Annotated in this window: 13 protein-coding genes and 2 pseudogenes; 8 read left to right on the top strand and 7 right to left on the bottom strand. The window is 55.6% G+C overall.

Annotated features, from left to right (window positions below):
- Positions 1 to 125 precede the first annotated feature (125 nt).
- The 4 genes from CAP31_RS01335 (at position 126) to CAP31_RS01320 (ending at position 2,613) form a co-directional block, all read left to right on the top strand.
- Positions 126 to 968, top strand: coding sequence for a tetratricopeptide repeat protein (locus CAP31_RS01335; protein ID WP_087445889.1), 843 nt, complete (start codon positions 126 to 128; stop codon positions 966 to 968).
- Positions 969 to 1,041: 73 nt separating this feature from the next.
- A complete protein-coding gene (locus CAP31_RS01330; RefSeq protein WP_087445888.1) occupies positions 1,042 to 1,608 on the top strand; it encodes a DUF4337 domain-containing protein in 567 nt (188 codons plus the stop codon).
- A 16-nt stretch (positions 1,609 to 1,624) separates the two neighbouring features.
- On the top strand, positions 1,625 to 2,230 hold the full coding sequence (locus tag CAP31_RS01325; RefSeq protein WP_087445887.1) for a phosphatase PAP2 family protein: 606 nt from the start codon (positions 1,625 to 1,627) through the stop codon (positions 2,228 to 2,230).
- Between the two features lie 29 nt (positions 2,231 to 2,259).
- Entirely contained in the window at positions 2,260 to 2,613 is a 354-nt protein-coding gene (locus CAP31_RS01320) for a hypothetical protein (protein ID WP_157662622.1), read from the top strand.
- A 154-nt stretch (positions 2,614 to 2,767) separates the two neighbouring features.
- Here CAP31_RS01320 and CAP31_RS01315 read toward each other — a convergent pair whose 3' ends face one another.
- Positions 2,768 to 3,556, bottom strand: a complete 789-nt coding sequence (locus tag CAP31_RS01315; RefSeq protein ID WP_087445885.1) for a hypothetical protein — start codon at positions 3,554 to 3,556, stop codon at positions 2,768 to 2,770.
- 32 nt (positions 3,557 to 3,588) lie between these two features.
- Here CAP31_RS01315 and CAP31_RS01310 point away from each other — a divergent pair, with 32 nt between their 5' ends.
- A complete protein-coding gene (locus tag CAP31_RS01310; protein WP_087445884.1) occupies positions 3,589 to 3,897 on the top strand; it encodes a hypothetical protein in 309 nt (102 codons plus the stop codon).
- Between the two features lie 295 nt (positions 3,898 to 4,192).
- On the opposite strand, the gene CAP31_RS01305 is transcribed toward CAP31_RS01310, so the two are convergent.
- The 3 genes from CAP31_RS01305 to CAP31_RS01295 all read right to left on the bottom strand — a co-directional run bounded on the left by CAP31_RS01305 (position 4,193) and on the right by CAP31_RS01295 (position 9,129).
- Entirely contained in the window at positions 4,193 to 7,165 is a 2,973-nt protein-coding gene (locus CAP31_RS01305) for an EAL domain-containing protein (protein ID WP_087445883.1), read from the bottom strand.
- A 201-nt stretch (positions 7,166 to 7,366) separates the two neighbouring features.
- Positions 7,367 to 8,119, bottom strand: coding sequence for a LytR/AlgR family response regulator transcription factor (locus CAP31_RS01300; protein WP_369802425.1), 753 nt, complete (start codon positions 8,117 to 8,119; stop codon positions 7,367 to 7,369).
- On the bottom strand, positions 8,116 to 9,129 hold the full coding sequence (locus CAP31_RS01295) for a sensor histidine kinase (protein ID WP_087445881.1): 1,014 nt from the start codon (positions 9,127 to 9,129) through the stop codon (positions 8,116 to 8,118). The genes CAP31_RS01300 and CAP31_RS01295 overlap by 4 nt, the downstream gene beginning before the upstream one ends.
- Positions 9,130 to 9,177: 48 nt before the next feature.
- Between CAP31_RS01295 and argH the strand changes: the two genes are divergently transcribed.
- The 3 genes from argH to CAP31_RS01280 all read left to right on the top strand — a co-directional run bounded on the left by argH (position 9,178) and on the right by CAP31_RS01280 (position 12,118).
- Positions 9,178 to 10,569, top strand: coding sequence for an argininosuccinate lyase (gene argH, locus CAP31_RS01290; RefSeq protein WP_087445880.1), 1,392 nt, complete (start codon positions 9,178 to 9,180; stop codon positions 10,567 to 10,569).
- 6 nt (positions 10,570 to 10,575) lie between these two features.
- On the top strand, positions 10,576 to 11,073 hold the full coding sequence (locus tag CAP31_RS01285) for a M48 family metallopeptidase (RefSeq protein WP_087445879.1): 498 nt from the start codon (positions 10,576 to 10,578) through the stop codon (positions 11,071 to 11,073).
- 121 nt (positions 11,074 to 11,194) lie between these two features.
- Positions 11,195 to 12,118, top strand: coding sequence for a hypothetical protein (locus CAP31_RS01280; RefSeq protein ID WP_087445878.1), 924 nt, complete (start codon positions 11,195 to 11,197; stop codon positions 12,116 to 12,118).
- A gap of 4 nt (positions 12,119 to 12,122) precedes the next feature.
- Here the strand turns inward: CAP31_RS01280 and CAP31_RS01275 are convergent, their stop codons facing one another.
- The 3 genes and pseudogenes from CAP31_RS01275 to CAP31_RS15265 form a co-directional block, all read right to left on the bottom strand.
- A complete protein-coding gene (locus CAP31_RS01275) occupies positions 12,123 to 13,721 on the bottom strand; it encodes an NAD(P)/FAD-dependent oxidoreductase (RefSeq protein WP_087445877.1) in 1,599 nt (532 codons plus the stop codon).
- A 74-nt stretch (positions 13,722 to 13,795) separates the two neighbouring features.
- Positions 13,796 to 16,455 (bottom strand): annotated as a pseudogene (locus tag CAP31_RS15270) (type I restriction endonuclease subunit R).
- Positions 16,441 to 17,007: pseudogene (locus CAP31_RS15265) on the bottom strand (type I restriction endonuclease); the annotation flags it as partial. The pseudogenes CAP31_RS15265 and CAP31_RS15270, both read right to left, overlap by 15 nt.
- Positions 17,008 to 17,119: the final 112 nt, after the last annotated feature.

Genomic DNA, 17,119 nt, shown 5'->3' with positions numbered 1-17,119 from the left:
ACAAAAGCGTTGGATGACGGTATGTTCGCTATCCAAGACAACCTGCCTGACTGCGATTAGGGCATTGCAGAACCATAATCGATCCCGCTTGTCTCAGGGGCATCTACCTCGGAAAGGTAATACTCATGTACACAGCATTCAGGTTATTCATTGCTTTACTTCTGGCCGGCAACCTTGCCTATGCGGATAACTTGCCGACAGTTCATCAAATCTACCAGACAGCGGAATCCGGCAAACTGGATGATGCGCATCGCATGATAGAACAAGTGTTGCAGGCTCATCCCGAAAGCGCCAAAGCGCATTTCATCAATGCCGAGATACTGGCGAAACAAGGCGCATTGGCGAATGCGAAAAATGAGCTGGATACTGCCGAACGGCTTGCTCCCGGCTTGCCTTTTGCAAAACCGCAATCGGTAGCAAGTCTTAAACAGCGTATTGCAGCCAGTTCTCCGGTTCAGGCGGCAAATAACGGCACTCTGCAATCCGGGCAATCTGTCGGGCAGACCTTCCCGTGGATGATGTTGCTCATCGGTATCGGCGCGGCGATATCCATCGTATGGATATTAAAATCAATCTTTTCACGCAATGCCGGCAATGCTTCATCATCCGGCATGTATGGCGCGGGCCCCGTCCAGAATTATCCTAATGGCGGCATCCCTGCCAATCCGGCAGGATATGGTGGTGCGCCTTATCCGGCACAGACAGGCAGCGGCATTGGCGGCAACATTGTATCCGGGCTGGCAACCGGCGCCGCAGTCGGTGCTGGCATCGTGGCGGGCGAAGCGTTGATGCACCACTTTACGAATGGTTCAAATTCGACGAACAATAACGGGATCATTAATAATCCACCCGTTGAGGACGATAACACCCAGCCGCAATACGACATGGGCGGGTCTGATTTTGGTCTGACCGACAGCTCATCCTGGGACGACGGCAGTTCCGACGATTCGGGCAGCGATGGCTGGTAATATCGGATACAGGCATGGCGCACGAGAATGCCTGCTGATTTTTGATTACATAATAAACAGTTAAGGGAAATACATGTCAGAACACGGTTTCCATGTGCATGGTGCACATGATCATGCAGTAGAACATGAAGCGGAAAGCGGGAGTGGATTAGGTCAATACGTTGCCATATTCACAGCGATTCTGGCATCCATAGGCGCGGTTGTGAGTTATCAGGGGGGCGCTACGCAGAACGAAGCGATGATGTACAAGAACGAAGCCGTGCTTAAAAAAACGCAAGCGTCAGACCAGTGGAATTTCTATCAGGCAAAGAGCAACAAAGGCCATTTAATGGAGCTTGCCGCCGACATGGTGCCTGAAAGCAAGCAGGCGTTTTATAAAAAACAGATAGCGAAATACGAACAGGACAAGGCCGTCATCAAACAGAAGGCTGAAGCCCTGGAGGCCGAATCGGCCAAGGCGAATGCCGACAGCGAGCGGGTGATGCATCCGCATCATCGCCTGGCACAATCCATGACGCTGATCCAGATCGCCATCTCACTCGCTTCGATCACCGTGCTCACGCGCAGGAAATGGCTGTTTTCCCTGGCGGCAGTAGCCGCGGCAGGCGGTGTCAGTTTGTGGATCACAGCATTGCTATGAAAGCGGTGCTTTATGATTGGGATGGGGCAACGTCTGGTTGTTCCATCTCATTAACAATGTACGTTTTGAGCATCTGGACAGCATGATGCTGCTGGGTACCGCATTAGGCAACCACCAGATGTTTCCGATTTACCTGGCGGCATTAAGCCTGATCGCAGTGGTTGCCACCAACAGAATTCCGGTAGCCAATCCCATTCAGTACCGTTCACTCACCAATCTATGGATAAGCGCGATCGCCGTATTCAGTATCGCGTATCTGCTGGATGGCTGGCTGCTCGGCGTGCTTAAACCGTTGCTGGATTTCCCGCGGCCGCCGCTGGCATTACCGGTTGGCACCTTACACATCATCGGCCAGCCGGAATATCATCATAGCCTGCCCAGCGGGCACTCCTCTTTTGCGATGCTGGTCGTGGCCAGCATGTGGCCTGTATTGGGGCGCTGGTCAAAGGTGGCCGGTGCCTTGTTCGTAGTGTGGGTCGGAATGTCGCGTGTCAGCCTGGGCGCGCATTTCCCGGCCGACGTGTTAGCGGGCTGGCTATCCAGCCTGATGATAGTAATAGCAGTGAGATACGCCGTTTCCAGTAAAAACAAGCTGTCCTCAGTGAAAGGCTATACTGTATGAAATCCGATAACCAAGACACAGGAGCTACCATGAATATATTTCTTAAGACCGCAATAGCGATCTCCTCGGCATTCATGCTGATGAGCCACGCCCAGGCTGACGAAACTCCGGCCACTGGGTCAACTGCGCATAGCGAACCTGGCGTCGTTGCCAAAGTGGAGAGAGCCGTCGAGCACGGTGCAAAAGCCGCAGCCACAGGAGTCGAACACGGCGTGCAGGCCGCCGGCAGAGGGCTTGAGCGCAGTGGAAAAGGGCTTAAGCGCGGTGGCGATGCGGCAGGCCGCGGAATCAATCGCGGCGTAGAAGCCACCAAACGTGCAGTCGGCCACGTCACCAACAAAATAGACAAATCATCGGCATCCTCATCCAGCACCGACAAATAACCGCATACTCGCGCGCTACGTCGCACAGACAACTCATTCTTTCACTGAGTGGAAACGCTCCATATATGACTGTCGGCAATGCAGGGCGCTAGCAATAAATGCGCTGGCCGCTACCCTGGCCAGCGCTGATGAGACACAGACGGGATACAAATTGCTAGAAACTGTATGTCGCGAGCCCACCCATTTCCCAATCCGGACTACCATTGGCAAAGCCCTTCACTACATACCCCTGGGCTTTCCACGTATTACTGTACTTATGGGTAAGGTAGGCCGTGAGCTCCCTTTGCTCGGAACCAGTGGCGGATGCCTTCTCACGGAGATCCATAATGAGCCCGGCACTAGTCAGCTCGTTGAGCTTGTAACCGCCTCCCAGTGAGCCATAGAACACGTTATTCAAGGTAATACCAGTCGGGGAACCGAGCACCTTATATCCAGCTGACCCAAATACAGTGAATCGGCCAATGCCCTTGTAGATGTCCACTTGGGCAGCATAATCGTTCTTACCGGTTCCCAGCCCCTTGTTTGAATCGGCTGTGCCAAACTTCACCTTGCCAGTAATATCTACAATCGAATCTGAAGGTCCTCCAGATAGCACATTAAAAGTAGCCGCTGCCACCACATCTCCCAGACCTGATTCAGTAGTACGAGTAGTTCCGCCTACTGTTCTGATCGCTCCGATATCTTTAACCACGTTTCCAGGCCCGGTGATGCTAATATAGGGCACGGTAAGTTTGAGCGACCACGCACCGGTATCGTACTTCGCGACCACAGGAATATACAGGATGTCAGTGCTTGTCGAACCACCATACTTGCCTGAACTGTAATCGAACCCCGTAGACAAACTAAACGGTTTGCTATCCGCAGCCGTCGCCATTTGATAAGCACATGCGACAAAAATGCCTATGGTCGCAGAAACAACGGATTTTACTATTTTTTTGTTCATGAAGTTTCCCAAGTATTAGTTTGCGATTATGAGTGCTCAGGTCGCTCTATCGTTTCTGGACGCTCTACCCGTTCTGGCCGCTCTATCGTTTCTGGACGCTCTACCCGTTCTGGCCGCTCTATCGTTTCTGGACGCTCTACCCGTTCAGGACGCTCGACTGTTTCTGGACGTTCAGCCTTCTCGACACGTTCGGCCTTCTCGACGCGCTCAATCTCCTTCGTTTCATGCCTCACCTGATTTCTTTCCAGGCGCTCCTTGGCGTTATTCAGGCCAGCATTACTGCTTTGCCGATCCAGATTCTTGTTAACACTGTTGAGCGCCTGACCCAGCGAACCACCTGAGGTCGTTGAGGCGGTGCCGGATGGGGTTGCATTAAGAGCGGGGGAACTGGTAGTACTGGCTGCATGTACCAGACCGGAACTCGTCAACAACAGTATTGCGCTTGCTCCCAAAAGGGTTTTGCTTATGTTAAACATAATTCGTTCCTCAATTAACAGATTAATCTAATACCCAGAAAGACAGATGAGCCAAGGTAAAATTTCAGCACCTTGACCAACCCGGATGTATTCTGACGTCATAGGTGTCAAAATGGCAACATACTGGTCGACGAACGGCACTAAGCAACTGATTAACGGTTTATAATTTGTGTTGAAATCTCAACAGAGCTTCAAACTCTTCTGCTACTACCGGTCTGGAGTACAAATAGCCCTGCGCATAATCGCAATCGGCGTTCATCAGCAGGTCGCGCTGCCTGGCTGTCTTCACGCCTTCGGCGATCACCTTGAGCCCGAGCTTATGCGCCATCGCGATAATCGCCTCGGACAGCACCATATCGCTGGCATCGGTGGCAAGATCGCGGACAAAACTCTGGTCAAGCTTCAGATAATCGATATCGAATTTATTCAGATAGGATAACGCCGAATAGCCTGTGCCGAAATCGTCTATCGCCACCTGAACCCCCGCATCCCTGAATTGCATCAGCTTGGCGGTAATATCGGGTTCCGCGTTCAGCAACAAACCTTCGGTAATCTCTATCACGATGCTACAGCCCGCCAAATCGAGTTCTTGCAGATAAGCCAGCCGGGAAGTGATGCATATCATTTCACTATGAAATTCAATAGGCGACATGTTGATGCCGACCTGCACGCCATTTGCGAAAAGCCGCGCCCAGCGGCTTGTCCAGCGCGCCGCTTCCCTGAACACCCAGTCCCCGATATCGACGATCAGCCCGGTCTCCTCGGCCAGGGGGATGAAGTCCATCGGGCTAACCAGGCCGCGCTTCGGGTGCTGCCAGCGCAGCAACGCTTCGACCTTGACGATCCGTCCAGTCGACATCTCCACTATGGGCTGGAAATAAAGCAGGAACTGGCCGGCACTCAGCGCTGTGCGCAAATCATTGAGCAGACCCAGACGTAATTGCGCCTGCTCCTGCATCGAAGGAGTAAAATAGCTGAACCGGTTACGCCCGCCGTTTTTGGCGACATACATCGCCTGATCCGCATTCCGCAACAGCTGCTCGACGTCTACCCCATCCGCCGGATAAAGCGTGATGCCGATACTCGCCGAAATGTAGATTTGTCCCTGTTCCCCGTTCAATAAAAATGGCTCTGCCAGTTTGGCAATGATCGCCCGGGCAACCTCGTCAACATGGCTGCTGTCGGGTAACTGCGACAAGACTACCGTAAACTCGTCACCACCCAGACGTGCCACCGTGTCGGACTGGCGAACGCAGCCGACGATGCGGCTTGCCGCTCCGACGAGTAGCGCATCCCCGACCTGATGCCCGAGCGTATCGTTAACCTCCTTGAAGCGGTCGAGATCGATAAAGAGCAGCGCGAGCGTTTGATTCTTCCGCTGCACCTTTTTAATTTCCTGACTCAGCCGGTCATAGAACATGAAACGATTGGGCAACTCGGTCAGCAGATCAAAATTGGCCTGTTTCCATATCAACTGATCAGATTGCTTTTTCTCGGTAATATCCCGCGTCACCCCCAGCAAGGCGATGATTTCCCCGTTCGCGTTGCGCAACGGGGTCGCATGGGTTTCCAGCCAGCGTTGTGAACCTTTCCTGCCGATGATAGGGAACTCAAGCACCCCGCTACTGCCGTTGCATACGCTTTTATGCAGATCAGCAAAGGCCTTGCGGTAGTCGGGCAGAATGAAATCGAGCAACCCGGAAGCTTGCGCCTCCTCCACGCTGTCCACCTCGAGCATGACAAGGCCTGCACTATTCATCTGCATCAGGGCACCGTTGCAGGAAACCACTTTCACGCACTCCGGCTCGCTTTCGAAAATCGCATTCAGGAAATTTTTCTGTTCGCTGATCGTTGTCATGGCCTGCTTAATCCCGCTAATATCCTGTGCTACCAACACCAGACATCGCTCATTCTGTATTTCGACAATCTCCGCGGAAACCAGGCAAACCACTTCGCCTGTTCTGGTTTTGAAAACGAACTCGAAATCGACTGCCCTGCCCCTGTTGACCAGTTCCACCGCCAATATTTCGCGATCGGCAGGATGTTTCCAGATATCCAGTTCTTCGGTGGTATGGCCGATGGCCTCGTCATAGCCATATCCGGTGATCCGCATCCAGGCTTCGTTGACATCGATTAACCTGCCTTCGGCAAGGGTCGAAATCGAAATGGGATTAGGCGAATTGCGGAACGTCTTTGCGAATTTTTCTTCACTGATGCGCAGCACTTCCACGGCCTGCTTGCGTTCTCTTTCCCGATTGAAATTATCCAGCGCAAAAGTGATGTCGCCTGACATCTCGTTGAGCAGGTTGATGATCTCCGTATCGAAGGCATCGGGCTGTGAATCGCAGACCACCAGGATCGCAAATAATTTGCCCATACGGTAAATCGGAAACACGCCGACAGTGGCCCGTCCATAGATGGCAGCATGGTCATACCAGGGTACGATGCCGGCGCCCATTCCGACATTATTGACGATCACGCTTCTGCATTCGCGCAACACAATGGCTTCCGGGCCTTCACCTCCCGGCAGAGTGTCGTTGATGGCATCAACGGCGGCATGCAGGTGCTCGGCAGCAATGCCATAACTGGCCGCCAGCGCTATCGTATTGCTGTCCGGCTGCAGACGGCCGACCCAGGCCATTTTCAGGCCACCGAAATCCACCGCCATTCTGCATACCAGCGGGAACAGGGCAGACTCGTCGTCCATGCGCACGATAGCCTGATTCACTTCGCTCAGCGCCTTGTAAAGTTTGCCCAGTCTATCCTGCCGGCTCGCTGCCGGTTTATCGTTCCCGTTGTCTCGAAGCAGACACAGTACCGTTTTCCGATCATCGATCAAATCCACGCCAAACCGTGCTTCCGCATTGAAGACAGTACCGTCCTTATGATGATATTGGCCCGAATACGCCAGTGTGTCGCCGGGATCCAGCTGCAGCCACTGCTGCCGGAAGGCAGCAAGATCGAATCCGGGATCGATATCCATGATCGTCATGCTCAGGAATTCTTCGCGTGCATATCCGAAACGCCTGCAAGCCTGGCGGTTAGCGTCAAGAAAGCCGCCATCGGCATCAAGCGCCAGGAAGGCATCCGGCATTGCCTCGAACATTAGCCTGAATTTGCTATCGTTCCGCATCCACCATCCCCTTGCAACAAATTGCGTCTGGCTGAGCGTGCACTCTTCTGAAAAAGCATCACCCTATCGAAAAAATTTTAATTATCATAAAGTTAACATATATAAAAACAATCAGCCAGCACTGTTGATTCATATCGGAAGCAGATTCGACTGAATTGCGAAATACGCCATATTCAGTACAGTACTCACGCGTGGAAAACCTTAAACATTACCCTGCTTGAACTGCTTTACCACGGCGTATTGACGGCGGCTTACCGGCAAGCATTCATCCGAATCCCTGAGCAGCACTACCCAGCCGCTGTGTTCGCCATCTTCCGAAGCCTGATCCTTGAGAGCGAAGCCGGCAATGGCATTGCGCGCAACGAGGGTATTGCGATGGATACGGATAAACTGTTGCGGAAATTCCTGTTCCAGGCTGGTCAGACTGTCTTCCAGCAGATAGGTATGCGTCGCAGTGCGTGCCGCCACGTATTTCTGCTCAGCACGCAAGCAGACAATGTCAGCGACCGGCACCAGCAGCACGCGCCCGCGCTCGTTCGCGCTCAAATGCTGCCGGACAGGCACACGTGACGGCACGTTGGCCTGCACCTTGCGCAATGCGGCCAGCAAGCGTTCGGCACGCACCGGTTTCAATAAATAATCGCGGGCATTCAGATCAAACGCCTGCAAGGCGTGAGTATCATAGGCCGTCGTAAAAATCACTGCCGCCGGATGCTGGCGCTGCACCAATTGTTCCGCGACTGCCATGCCATCCAAACCGGGCATGTGGATATCCAGCAGCACCACGTCGGCCCCGATTTGTGCCAGTAATTGCAGCGCCTGGATGCCGTTTTCCGCTTCGCCGACGACTTGCAGCGGGATATGCCCGGCGCAATCCTGCAACAGGTCGTGCAAACGGTTGCGGGCAGGCGCCTCGTCGTCGACAATGAAAATACGCAGCGGCCCGTTCATCATGGTGCGGCCCGGTACGGCAAGGTAATGTGAACCTGATAATAATCATCGTGTATCTGCGTGTGCAAGCTGGCCTCCACGTCGAAATGCAGCATCAGACGGCTCTTGATATTGTCCATCGCCATTTTGTTGCCGCTGTGGCGCTGACCGTCATGCTGGTATGGATTGCGAATGATCAGATGCAATTGACCATCGCTACGGTAAATATTAACGCTGATCTCGCCGGGCTGGGTAGCGGGTTCGATACCGTGATAAACCGCGTTTTCCAGCAACGGCTGCAACAGCAACGGCGGCACCAGCGCATTGCCGGGCGCCTTGTCGATATGCCACACCACGCGCAGGCGCTCGCCCAGGCGCAAGCCCTCCAGCTCCAGATATTGACGGCTGATCTCCACCTCGCGCCGGAGCGGACTGAGCTGGCGATTATCCGCCATCACCACGCGGAACAAGTCGGCCAGATTCTCCAGTGCGCGCTCGGCTCGGCGCGGCTCACTGCGCACCAGACTGAGCACCGCATTCAGGCTGTTGAACAGGAAATGCGGCCGGATGCGCGCCTGCAATGCCTGCAGACGCGCCTCGGTCAGCGCGGGCGACAGCGCACGGCCGCGCAAGTTGAAATAGCCGAGCAGCAGCGCACTGACGACGATCACGTTAACGGCCTCGCGCCAGGTCATCGCCAGATGGGCATCGGCAAACAAATGCCCGAGGCCGTCCATCACCAGCGCCGTCGTGATCAGCGCCACCGCCATACTGGCAACTGCTCCCCAATGGTAAGGCAGGCGCTGCAATGGCCGGCGCAGCACACACAGCAACACCAGCGTCAGCAACAGACTGGCCTGCACCACCACCGAATAACCCACGAACAAATGCCACATTTCCGCCAGATAAGGCTTTTGTAACCATGCAGTTGTCCACACCAAACCCTCGACACCGAGTAAAATACGCAGCATGACGCCCAGATTACAGAAATCCGGTAAGCGATCGGGATAGTCGGCGGTGCTCGGCTTTGGCATAATTCGGCTATTCTACCTATCTCAACTCAATATCATCAGGTTATATTCATGTCTAATTCCACTACGCCGCAACTCTGGTCTGGTCGCTTCAACGAGCCGGTGTCCGAGCGCGTCAAACGCTACACCGCTTCCATCAGCTTCGATTATCGGCTAGCTGAATTCGACATACAAGGCTCGCTGGCGCACGCCAAAATGCTGGCACAGCAAGCCATCATCAGCCAGCAGGATCTGGCCGATATCGAACGCGGCATGCGCGAGATTCTCGCCGAAATCCACGCCGGCAAATTCGAGTGGCTGCTCGATCTGGAAGACGTCCACCTCAATATCGAAAAAGCCCTCACCGCCAAAGTCGGTGATGCAGGTAAGCGCTTGCACACCGGCCGCTCGCGCAACGATCAGGTAGCGACCGACATCCGCCTGTACCTGCGCCACAACATCGACGGCATCCTGCAACTGATCCGCGCTGCGCAAACCGCGCTGCTCGATCTGGCCGAAGCCAACGCCGATGTGGTCATGCCCGGCTTCACCCATTTGCAAGTCGCGCAGCCGGTATCGTTCGGCCACCACCTGCTGGCCTATTTCGAAATGCTCAAGCGCGACGCCGAGCGTCTCAGCGACTGCCGCCGCCGTGTCAATCGCCTGCCGCTGGGTGCAGCCGCTCTGGCTGGCACCAGCTATCCGATCGACCGGGAAATGGTCGCGCGCGAACTGGGCTTCGACGGCGTCTGCGAGAACTCGCTGGATGCGGTGTCCGACCGCGACTTCGCCATCGAATTCACCGCCTGCGCCAGCCTGATCATGACTCACTTCTCGCGCATGTCCGAAGAGCTGATCCTGTGGATGAGCCCGCGTTTCGGTTTCATTGACCTGGCTGACCGTTTCTGCACCGGCTCGTCAATCATGCCACAGAAGAAAAACCCCGACGTGCCCGAACTGATACGCGGCAAGACCGGGCGCATCAACGGTCATCTGGTCGGCTTGCTCACCTTGATGAAAGGCCAGCCGCTGGCCTACAACAAGGATAATCAGGAAGACAAGGAACCGCTGTTCGACACCGTGGACACCCTGATCGACACCCTCGCCATCGTTGCCGAAATGCTTCCCGGCATCCGCGTCAAGCCCGAAGCCATGCGCCGTGCGGCATTGCAAGGCTACGCCACCGCCACCGACCTCGCCGATTATCTGGTGAAAAAAGGCCTGCCGTTCCGCGACGCGCACGAAGCCGTTGCGCTCGCCGTGCGCCATGCCGAAGGCAAAGGCTGCGATCTCGCCGACCTGCCGTTAGCCGAGTTGCAGCAATTCTCCAGCCTGGTTGCCGCCGACATTTACGACGTACTGTCGCTCGAAGGCTCGATGAACAGCCGCAACCACATCGGCGGCACCGCTCCCGCACAAGTACGCGCCGCGATTGTACGCGGCCGCGCCAGCCTCGGCAGCTAATCGCTGGTGTCGACCGTTACCGAACTCAGGTACCTGCAGCATTATCCCGCTGCATTGCAGGAGCAGGTACGGCAGCTGATCGCGCAGGACAAGCTGGCAGGGTATCTGGCGCAGAAGTATCCGGAACAGCATGCAGTGCAGACCGACAAGGCGCTGTACCAGTATGCGCTGGAATTGAAGCAGCGCTATCTGCGCAACGCGCCGTCACCGGACAAGACGCACTACGACAGCAAGCTCGACGTGGTGCATCATGCGCTCGGCTTGAATACCGCGATCTCGCGGGTGCAGGGCAGTAAGCTCAAAGCCAAGAAGGAAATCCGCATCGCCGCGCTGTTCAAAACCGCACCGGCGGATTTTTTGCGCATGATCGTGGTGCATGAGCTGGCGCACCTGAAAGAACGCAACCACGACAAGAATTTTTACCAGCTGTGCGTGCACATGGAGCCGGACTATCCTCAGCTGGAGTTCGACTTGCGCGTGTATCTGACCCACCTCAATCTTTAACTGTCCCATAACCCCGCGCAACCCATAGCTCATTGAACAGTTTTGCTGCATGACATAATCGAGTAAAATAGCGAGCTTTCCGCGCGAGCATATTCACCGCGCCAACCCGTTCGAGGAAGTTATGTCTGCAGTTGCCGAAACCGTATTCGACCAGCCCCAGTTATGGGAAGCCCAGGCGGAATTCAAGGAATACATGTCCGCCGTGAATCCGGCGATGCCTAAAATCGACGTGGTGGCGTTCCCCAATACCATGCATGCCGATGGCGCCACGCGCTTGATGCCGTTCGACCTGTCGGAAAGCCTGCAAACCGGCTATGCCGCCACCACGCCGAATCTGTATGCAGGGTATTTGCGCATTTCGGCACAGGAGCAGTTGCAGACTGATTTCGTTGCGGCGTCGCAGATGTTCTTCGTCATCAGCGGCAGCGGCAGCACCACCATGGACAGCGGCATCATCGCCTGGAACACCGGCGATCTGTTCACGCTGCCCGCGATCAAATCCGCGTTGCATGAGGCCACGACAGACTCGGTATTATTCTGGGTAAACGATGCGCCGCTGCTGCGCTATCTCGGCGTCACTCCGAGTGAACAACGCTTTCAGCCGGTGCTGTACACGCAACAGCGCATTACCGAGGAACTCAACAAGGTGCGCGCCATGGGTGAGAATCGCAACCGCGTCGGCGTGTTGCTGTCCAACCCGCATTTTCCCACCACCATGACGCTGACCCACACCCTGTGGTCGCTGTACAACATTCTGCCCAAAGGCGTGATGCAGAAGCCGCACCGGCACAATTCCATCGCCATCGACCATTGCGTGTCGGCCGGACCCGACACCTACACCCTGATCGGCAAGGATATCGACGCCGACGGCAACATCATCGACCCGATCAAGGCCATGTGGACACCCGGCTCCACTTTCATCACCCCGCCGGGCTGGTGGCATTCGCACCACAACCACTCCGAGCAGGATGCGATCGTGTTGCCGATACAGGATGCCGGACTGGTGATGAACATGCAGCTGCTGGATTTCCAGCTGGTCAAGTAAACGCTTACTTCACCAGATCCAGCGCCAGTGCCTCTGCAACCTTGATGCCGTCGATGGCGGCTGACAGGATACCGCCAGCGTACCCGGCACCTTCGCCGGTGGGATACAGGCCGCGGGTATTCAGGCTCTGATAATCGTCACCACGCTTGATGCGGATCGGCGACGAGGTACGGGTTTCCACCCCGGTCAGCACCGCGTCATGCATGGCAAAACCCTTGATCTGCTTGTCGAACTCGGGCAACGCCTCGCGCATTGCGGTGATCACGTATTCCGGCAGTGCCGTGGACAAATCGCCCAGCGTCACCCCCGGCGTATACGACGGCAGCACTGAACCCAGTTGCGTTGACGGCCGCTGCACCAGGAAATCACCCACCAGCTGCGCCGGCGCATTGTAATTGCCGCCGCCGAGTTCAAATGCGCGCGACTCCCACTGGCGCTGGAATGCGATCCCGGCCAGCGGACCGCCGGGGAAATCTTCCGGATTCACATTCACCACCATGCCGCTGTTGGCATTGCGTTCGTTACGCGAATACTGGCTCATACCGTTGGTAACGACACGGCCGACTTCAGATGTGGCCGCCACCACCGTGCCGCCCGGACACATGCAAAAGCTGTACACCGCGCGGCCGTTGCTGGCATGGTGCACCAGTTTGTAATCCGCTGCACCCAGTTCGGGATGCCCGGCAGTTTCGCCGAAACGGCACTGGTCGATCAGATGCTGCGGATGCTCGATACGAAAACCGATCGAGAACGGCTTGGCTTCGATATACACGCCGCGTTCATACAGCATCTCGAAAGTATCGCGCGCGCTGTGACCGACGGCCAGCACCACATGGTTGCTGGCCAGATGTTCGCCATTCGCCAGCGTGACCCCGGTGATAGCATCGTGTTCGCGAGTGATATCCACCACCCGGCTCTGAAAGCGGATCTCGCCACCCAGTGACTCGATGGTGGCGCGGATTTTCTCCACCATGCCCACCAGCCGGAAGGTGCCAATATGCGGTTTGCTGACATAGGCGATTTCCGGCGGCGCACCGGCCTTGATGAATTCGTCTATGACCTTGCGCCCGTAGTGCTTGGGGTCCTTGATCTGACTGTACAACTTACCATCGGAAAAGGTGCCCGCACCGCCCTCGCCGAACTGCACGTTGGATTCCGGATCGAGCTTGCGCTTGCGCCACAGCCCCCAGGTGTCCTGCGTGCGTTCGCGCACCGCCTTGCCGCGTTCCAGAATGATCGGGCGGAAGCCCATCTGCGCCAGCACCAGTCCGGCAAAGATGCCGGCAGGCCCCAGCCCGATCACGACCGGCCGTTTGCTTAAATTAGTGGGTGCTGCGGTAACAAAGTGATATGCCGTATCCGGCGCCATGCTGATGTGCTTGTCGTGCTTTACTTTCGCCAGCACCGCCTTTTCATTTTTCACTTCCACATCAACGGTATACACAAACAGGATATGCGGACGCTTGCGCGCATCCTGACCGCGACGGAACACGCTGTAACTGACCAGCGCATCCGGCGTGATATTCAGGCGTTTATAAATGGCAGCAGGCAGATCGGCCGGAGGATGATCCAGCGGCAGCTTGATTTCGGTAATACGCAGCATAGTAAAAGCGGAGGTAACAGCAAAGTGCTATTTTACCGCCGCTTGTGGGTGTAACCAAATGATTTTCTTGGCAGTCAGCCCGCAACCAGCTCTTCTGCAATTCGCTCCGCCTGCTTCAACACGGTTTCCGTAGCGAGTAATTGCATATCGGGCGGATAACCGAATTGACGCAGAGTACGCTTCACGATCACCTTCAATTTTGCCTTCACGTTTTCCTTGATCGTCCAGTCAATTGAGGCATTCTCCCGCACCCGCTGCGTCAGCACCACAGCCAGCTCGCGCAGCTTGTCCTGCTGCATTAATTGTTTTGCGCTGTCGTTGTTCGCTACTGCTGTATAGAACGCGTATTCAAAATCACTGAGCCCCATGTGCTTGGCCTCATCATCTGAAGCGACGATCTCCTTGCTGATCCTGATCAGCTCTTCCATCACTTCGGCAGCGGTCAGCACTTTGTTGTGGTATTTCTTGATGGCGTTTTCCAGCATCTCCATCAAGCTCTTGCTCTGCACCAGGTTCTTTTTGGCGCGCATACGCAACTCGTCGTTAAGCAGCTTTTTCAGCACTTCCAGCGCCACATTCTTGTGCTGGTAATCTTTCAGTTCAGCCAGAAATTCGTCCGACAAAATCGAAATATCCGGCTTCTTGATGCCCGCCGCATCAAACACATCAATCACCTGTTCCGATACCAGCGCCTGATCAATCACCTGGCGGATAGTGGTTTCGATTTCTTCATTGCTGCGCCCCTCACCCGTGCCATCAAACTTGACCAACCGCGCCTTCACCGCTTGGAAGAAACCGACCTCATCCTTGGCATCCATCGCCTGATCGTGCGGAATGGCAATAGCGAATGCCTGCGACAGCGCTGTCACCTCGTTGATGTAACGTTTACGCCCATCATCCAGTCCGAGAATATGCTCCTCTGCCGCCAGGATCAAAGATAATTTCTTCGAGGTATCCGCCGCAAAATAATCCTCATAGGCAAAACCGCTGTACATCGCGGAAACCACTTCCAGCTTTTCCAGCATCAGGCTCACTGCCTGTTCCTGTGCCAGCGTCGGGTCGCCCTTGCCGCCCGCATCGGAATAGAATGACAACGCTTCTTTCAAATCGGCAGCAATGCCCAGATAGTCCACCACCAGGCCGCCGGGCTTATCCTTGTATACCCGGTTCACGCGCGCAATCGCCTGCATCAGATTATGCCCTTTCATCGGCTTGTCGATGTAGAGCGTATGCATGCTCGGCGCATCAAACCCGGTCAGCCACATATCGCGCACAATCACCAGTTTGAGCGGGTCGTCGTCATTCTTCATGCGCTCGGCCAATGCCCGGCGCTGTTCCTTGGTGGTATGGTGTTTGGCCAGCAGCGGGCCGTCACTGGATGAGGCCGTCATCACCACTTTAATCGCACCCTTGCTCAGGTCATCGTTGTGCCACTCCGGCTTCAGCTTCACAATCTCCGCATACAGCTCGGCAGCAATGCGCCGCGACATGCTCACGACCATACCCTTGCCCGCAAACACCTCTTGCCTTGCCTCGAAGTGCGCCACGATGTCGCTGGCGATGTTCCTGATGCGCTGCTCGCTGCCGATCAGCGCCTCCATCCGGGTCCACCTTGCCTTGGCTTTTTGGGTTTCGGTCAGCTCATCCTGGTCGAGATCTTCATCCAGCTCGGCGACCAGCTTCTTGCCTTCGTCGCTCAAGCCCACCTTGGCTAGCCGACTCTCGTAATAAATGCGCACCGTCGCGCCATCCTCCACCGCTTGCGCGATGTCGTAGATGTCCACATAGTTGCCGAACACCGCCGGGTGTTCACATCGGTCTTTTCAATCGGCGTACCAGTAAAGCCCAGATAGGTCGCATTCGGCAGCGCATCGCGCAGGTATTTGGCAAAGCCGTACACCACCTTTTTACCGATTACCTCACCGTTGGCATCCTTGTCGTCCACCGTCTTGGCGCTGAAACCGTATTGCGTGCGGTGCGCCTCGTCGGCGATGACAACGATATTTTTCCGGTCGGACAACAGCTCGTACACATTGCCCTCTTCCGGCTGGAATTTCTGAATAGTGGAAAAGATCACCCCACCCGAAGCGACCTTGAGCAAATCCTTCAACTGCTCGCGGCTCCCGGTCTGCACTGGCTCCTGCCGCAGCAATTGCTTGGATGCCGCGAAGGTATCGAACAACTGATCATCCAGATCATTGCGGTCAGTAATCACCAGCATTGTCGGATTATCCAGCGCCAACACGATCTTGCCTGTGTAGAACACCATCGACAGCGACTTGCCCGATCCCTGCGTATGCCACACCACACCGGCCTTTTTGTCGCCCTCGGGCTGCTGCGCCACGCCAGGCAGGCCATAACTGGCCGGGTTTTCTGCTATCCGCAGTTCAGCCCCCATACCCGCCGCGCGCAGAGTCGAAGCCACCGCCGCATTCACCGCATAATATTGATGATAAGCCGCCAGCTTCTTCACCGTGCTGATCGTAATCACTTTGGTTTTGGCATCTTCCTTCTTGCTTTTCTCGAACACGATGAAGTGACGCAGCAAATCCAGCAGCGTCGCCTTGTTCAGCATGCCGTTGATCAGCACTTCCAACTGACTCACCAGATGCGAAGCTTCGGCCTTGCCGTCTGCGCTCTTCCAGCTCATGAAGCGCGAATAGCCTGCAGAGAGCGAACCCGCCTTGGCTTCCAGCCCGTCGGAAATTACGACAAATACGTTGGAGGTGAACAGACCGGGGATAGCCTGCTTGTAGGTTTCCAGCTGCTGATACGCTGCCTTGATCGTGGCGTTTTCATCGGCAGCATTTTTCAGCTCGATCACCACCAGCGGCATGCCGTTCACAAACAGCACCAGATCGGGCCGCTTATTCTGGTGGCTCTCGATCACCGTAAACTGGTTGGCAACGACAAACTCGTTATTTTCCGGCCTGGCAAAATCGATCAGCCACACCCGCTCGCCACGCTCGTCACCATCCTGGTGGGCGGATACCGGCACACCCTCGGTCAGCAAGCGATGGAACGCCTCATTGTTCGCCAGCAGCTCGGGCGAATGAATGCGCTGCACTTCCTTCAAGCCCGCCTGCAACAATGCTGGAGATAGCCTGGAGTTAATGCGCTGCAGCGCCGCCTCCAGCCGCCCCGTCAACAACACCTCATCGTAGCGGCCGCGTTCCGGCCTATCGCCATCCGGCGCAATGTCCGGCGCATGAATGTAGTCATAGCCCAAGCGCTCGAATAGCTTGATGGCGAAATCTTCGATGGCGGATTCAGTGAGTCTGCTCATTGCTTTGGAGGGCTCCAGTTTTTAGCCTGCGTTTTCAACCGTCCGGTTTTGTCGGACAGTTCATCATTCTTCTCTCGGGTTTTCGTTTTATCGAAATTCATACGAATAAAAA

This window comes from Sulfuriferula sp. AH1, assembly GCF_002162035.1.
Taxonomy (GTDB): domain Bacteria; phylum Pseudomonadota; class Gammaproteobacteria; order Burkholderiales; family Sulfuriferulaceae; genus Sulfuriferula.
This window is presented reverse-complemented; position numbering and strand designations above follow the sequence as displayed.